Origin of the sequence: Pseudoalteromonas sp. BSi20495, from assembly GCF_000241185.1 — a bacterium.
Taxonomy (GTDB): domain Bacteria; phylum Pseudomonadota; class Gammaproteobacteria; order Enterobacterales; family Alteromonadaceae; genus Pseudoalteromonas; species Pseudoalteromonas fuliginea.
On the sequence record NZ_BADY01000198.1, the window covers coordinates 1 to 4,973 of the forward strand.

At 37.9% G+C, this 4,973-nt stretch carries 1 protein-coding gene and 2 pseudogenes; 2 read left to right on the plus strand and 1 reads right to left on the minus strand.

Annotated elements, in window-relative coordinates; genetic code table 11:
- Positions 1 to 141: 141 nt before the first annotated feature.
- A pseudogene (locus P20495_RS00420) lies at positions 142 to 1,053 on the plus strand (IS3 family transposase); the annotation flags it as partial.
- 328 nt (positions 1,054 to 1,381) lie between these two features.
- Here the strand turns inward: P20495_RS00420 and P20495_RS00415 are convergent.
- Complete coding sequence (locus P20495_RS00415; RefSeq protein WP_008139472.1) at positions 1,382 to 2,143, minus strand: thioesterase II family protein; 762 nt, start codon at positions 2,141 to 2,143, stop codon at positions 1,382 to 1,384.
- Positions 2,144 to 2,941: 798 nt separating this feature from the next.
- Between P20495_RS00415 and P20495_RS21135 the strand changes: the two are divergent.
- Positions 2,942 to 4,548 (plus strand): annotated as a pseudogene (locus P20495_RS21135) (DUF342 domain-containing protein).
- Positions 4,549 to 4,973 lie beyond the last annotated feature (425 nt).

A 4,973-nucleotide genomic window follows, 5' to 3' on the forward strand; every position in this document is an offset into this window, starting at 1 on the left:
AAGACAAGTCTACATGGCTTTGACCAAAGTTATTTAGATAAAATCGCTAATAAACTAAATAATCGACCAAGAAGGATATTAAACTATTTAACTCCTAATGATATGATTAAAAACCATGTTGGACTGACCACTTGATAACACCACCGCTCTCTTGATGTCCGACTCCCTGAACAATTCTCGTTAATCGAGAAGTTAAATCAACGAGAGCGTTATCCAATTAGTCTGCTGTGTAGCGTATTCAATGTGCATCGCAGCAGCTATAAGTACTGGGCCATACGGGATACAGCGCCGACACCTGAGCAAGCAAGGTTAGAGGCTGAAGTAAAAGCAATACATGCGATGAGTGGTGGTTCAGCTGGGGCACGGACAATCGCAGCGATAGCAACGAACAATGATTTTGAATTGAGCCGTTATCGTGCAGCTAAGCTAATGGTTAAATTAAAGCTCGAAAGCTGCCAAGTACCTCAACGTTCATATAAACGTGGTGGTAATGAACACCTTGAAATCCCAAACCTGCTTGATAGACAGTTTGATGTTGTTGAGCCTGATACCGTGTGGTGCGGTGATGTGACGTATATTTGGACGGGCAATCGCTGGGCTTATTTAGCCGTCGTTATTGATTTATTTGCACGCAAAGTGGTTGGCTGGGCAATGTCGTTATCACCAGATACTAATTTAACGCTAAAAGCGCTTGAACTCGCGTATGAAAGCAGAGGAAAACCGACAGGACTGATGTTTCACTCTGACCAAGGTAGTCATTATACAAGTTTAAAATATCGCCAACGTTTATGGCGCTATAAAATCACACAAAGTATGAGCAGGCGTGGAAACTGTTGGGATAATGCGCCAATGGAGCGATTTTTTAGAAGCTTTAAGACGGAATGGATGCCAAAGAGTGGATATGGAAATTTTATAGACGCTAAATATAGCGTTAGTGATTACATAAATGGATATTACAATAATGTTAGGCCGCATCATTATAATGCCGGTTTAGCACCAAATGAATCTGAGGTTAGATATCAAGATTCTAAAACTGTGGCCAAAATTAGTTGACCATTACAAAGCTGAGTTGATGGAGATAAATAAGCTCATTTTTAGTTACGATAATACTTTCAATACTTTGTATAGTTTTTATATCTAGCCATTGTTCTATGTCTACTCCGACATACTCGCTATATACCTACCTGCAAAAAATTCAGCTTGACGCTTCACTACTGGGTTTTTAGCTCATCAGGGAAAGTTACACCGTAGAGCTTAAATAAACCTATATCATAAGCGATATATCAAAATCACAGCTAATTACTTCGATATTGTTTAACTAAATTGAGGTAAAGAGGGGATCCACAGTAATGAGAATAAAATCACTATCTACTGACATTCTTTAGCAACTTCTATTGTTTAATAGGTCTTGTATTATTCTATTTACTTGTTTCAATACATGCCCACTATGGCTATCCACAAAAAAATGGTCTCCGGGTAATATATGGACATCACATGGGGCTTCAAAGTGTTTTCCCCAACTTTGAAGATCCGATAAAGTAATGTCAATATCTTGTTCACCACCTAATACTGAAATAGGGCAATTAAAAACATCGTCACCTTTATAAATATATTCATGCGCCATTTGAAAATCAGCCCTAAGCGTAGGTAAATAAAGCTCCATTATCTCTTTATTCTTTAATACTTGTTTAGGTGTACCATTTAGGTTACTAAGCTCATAAATAAACTCTTTAGCCGGTAAATGATGTATAGGTTCCTTCCTCGGGTGGCAATTTGGCCCTTTACTCCCAGAGGCAACAAAATGTATTGGCAATATTAGGTCTGCTTGCTTTATTTGATTCATTAACTCAAATGCAACTCTGCTTCCTAAGCTATGACCGAATAGTATATACGGTTTGTCCATAATGCTTTTAAAGTCAACAAGTAAAGACTGAATTAAGTCATCCATGTTTGAATAAGGATGCTCATTAAATCGATTCCCTCTACCAGGTAATTGAATTGCTACTAATTCAACGCAAATCGGAAGTTTAGAAGCCCAAGAAAAAAAATTAGATGCGCTCCCCCCCGCGTAAGGAAAGCATATAAGTCTTAGTTGAGGAGCCAATTTAGGCTGAAATTTTGTAAACCAAGTGGATGTTAACATAGTTGATCAAATAACCATTTAAGATATTTACTATACATAAAGCTGAATACCTCAGTATTTAGCATTTTCTTACTTAAGAAGAGTTAACTTAAGACTAAAAAGCCCTTCTTTATAGCTTTTTAGTACGTAACCTATTGTACTAATAACCTAAAGTTGGCAAATTCCTAACACCTCAGCGTCTTTTTAATTGACTATTTGTTGCTGTTTATGGCTTTATTATCAAAGTGTTTGTCTCGTTTTAACAAACTAGAGCTTAAATTGCAAACGCGATTTTTAATCGTCACTAAAAATTTAGACTCCTAGGGTAACCCCCCAATCTTCATGATTTTCGGTAATGGCGACACGCATTGACCCCGAATGTAAAACATTGTCAGATAGTAACTGTAATTTACTATCTACATCATCATAAGCCACGACATTACCCAATATATTATCAGCATCATTTTGTTTGCTTAATTTACTAGGATTTTTAGGATATTGAATTGCAGAAATAAGCGCTCTTTTGCCATTACTTGCTATACCACCGCAGTTGAAATTAAAATTCGCAATAGTTTTTTCATCAGAAAAAATATACTCTCCATCCTCAGAACATACAGTTATAAAGTGTAGTGGAATATTACGAGCAAAAATTGACCACCTTACAAAAAACTAACCTCAATAAACTATGAGCGGCGCTCATAGCTTTTATTCCATCCTATAACGACGCTTTGATGATTTCTTGACTCAAAACTAAATTTCTAACACTCTGTAATAACGTTATTTCATTAAACCTTACTTTTGTAGTAGAAAAGATTAACTGTGTTTAAACTTGCTCATAATGGCAATGTACTACTCGATACGCGTAAGTCTGCACCCGCCAGTGCTACTTTTATCATTGAAGCAATTGAACAATCGCCTTACAGCGAGTGTGAAATCGATCATGACGCCATAAATAACTATTTTAACAGTCCGACACCTGAACGAATCTTAGTTGTTGCAACACGCCACGATGCAACCTTAAGCGCTGAGAGCAGTGATGATAAAATGCTAGCCACCGGCACGCTCACTCTCGCCAAAGGTGGTGCAACACTCAGCTTTGATGAAGCTAAAAAAGAATTAGTTAAAGCGCATGTTGCTAGAGGTTATAAACAAGCATTTTTAGAGCAGCTCTTACAAAAGCAATTTGAACTTCTACCTGGTTCTCTAGTTAGCGGGGCCACTTCACTTGCTAAGGGACGTTTACCTACTGACGGCCAAGATAGCAAATTTAAAGCCATGGTTAAAACCTTAAAAGACCGCCTTAAAGCACTCAAATTAAAAGAAGATGGTAGTGTTGATATGCGTGATTTTGGTAAATTAGCAAGTGTAAAACCGGGTGAATTACTAATCCAGCAGCAACCTGCTACTCCTGGTCAAGAAGGGTTTACCGTAATAGGTAATGTTTTACTAGCTAAACCCGGACAAGTTCATGCCTTAATTGCAGGAGAAGGTACTGAAATATCCAAAAAAATCCAATGGAATTACTTTCTACTATTGCTGGCGTGCCTGTAGAAATAAATAACGGCATGCGTGCTGATGATATTTTTACTATCAACTATGTCTCTGTAAAACAGGTCATATAGCCTTTGAAGGCAGTGTGATAGTCAGTAGTAGTGTAGAACCTGAGATGCGGATTAATGTAACTGGCGACATCACCGTTTTTGCCGCTGTCGAATCTGGCGAATTAACCACCGGTGGCGATATAGTTGTAAAACAAGAACTTATTAGTCACCAAAAACCTGAAGATAAATCGCTGTCTAGCAGAATAATTTGCGCAGGCTATGTGCATGCCTCACACTCTCAATATTGCTACATTGAAGCTGATAACATATTGCTTGACCGCCAAGCCAGCCATAGCTCAATGAAAGCAAAAAATATAATTCAAATTGGTCAATCAGAACTACCTAAAGGAAAGCTATTTGGGGGTGAAGTGTTAGATGCTACTAAATTAATTGCTGGAGAAATTGGTAATGAATCAGGAACTAAAATGGCAATCAATTTAGCCGCTTCAGCCACTCAAATGACCAAAGATATTGATAAGTCTTTTAGTGAATTAACAGCTGCAAATGAACAGGTTGATAGTTTACAAGCCGCATTAGAAAAGCAGACTTGATTAAAGATGCAGATAAAAAAGAGAACTCATGAACAAAATTGGTTCCACGCAGCTACATCATAGTCAACAAGCTGAACAACTAGAAAAGCAGGTGGCGAGTTTAGAACAAGTACTTAATACCTTGCTTGATGAAGCCATTCTAACCGTAAATACTGTTTTACATTCTGGGGTGGAAATCCATATCTTCAACAAACTGCTTAAAACAACCCATAACTTTCCACCAAGCAGTGTCAAGTTAGAAAATAATAAAATAGAAATTGAATTTAAAACTTAATTATAAGGGGCTGTTAGTAACAGCCCCTTATTCTTTATAGTAAACCATATACATTTTCATAGGTTTGCGCTGGCCACACACCTACCTGCACTTGCCCTATGTGTTGTTTTTGTAATTAACATGTCATAGTGCCCACAGCGGTGGAGAGCCACAGTGAAATGCTACACTATTATCGGTCGAAGCTTTGGTTTCACTACTGAGTTCGGCATGGGCTTTTTACTAAATCCCAGACAGCAAAAAACCCGTCACATTTCTGTAACGGGTTTCTTTAATTTGAAGCCTGGTAATTCTTAGTGCCCACAGCGGTGTAGAGCCACATAGCAAATGCTACACTATCTTTGTGTCGCGATATGAGTGTGTGTTAATTGCGCACATTTCACTTTTATGAAGACGTAAAAAAGCCCGAATCGTTAGATTCGGGCTCT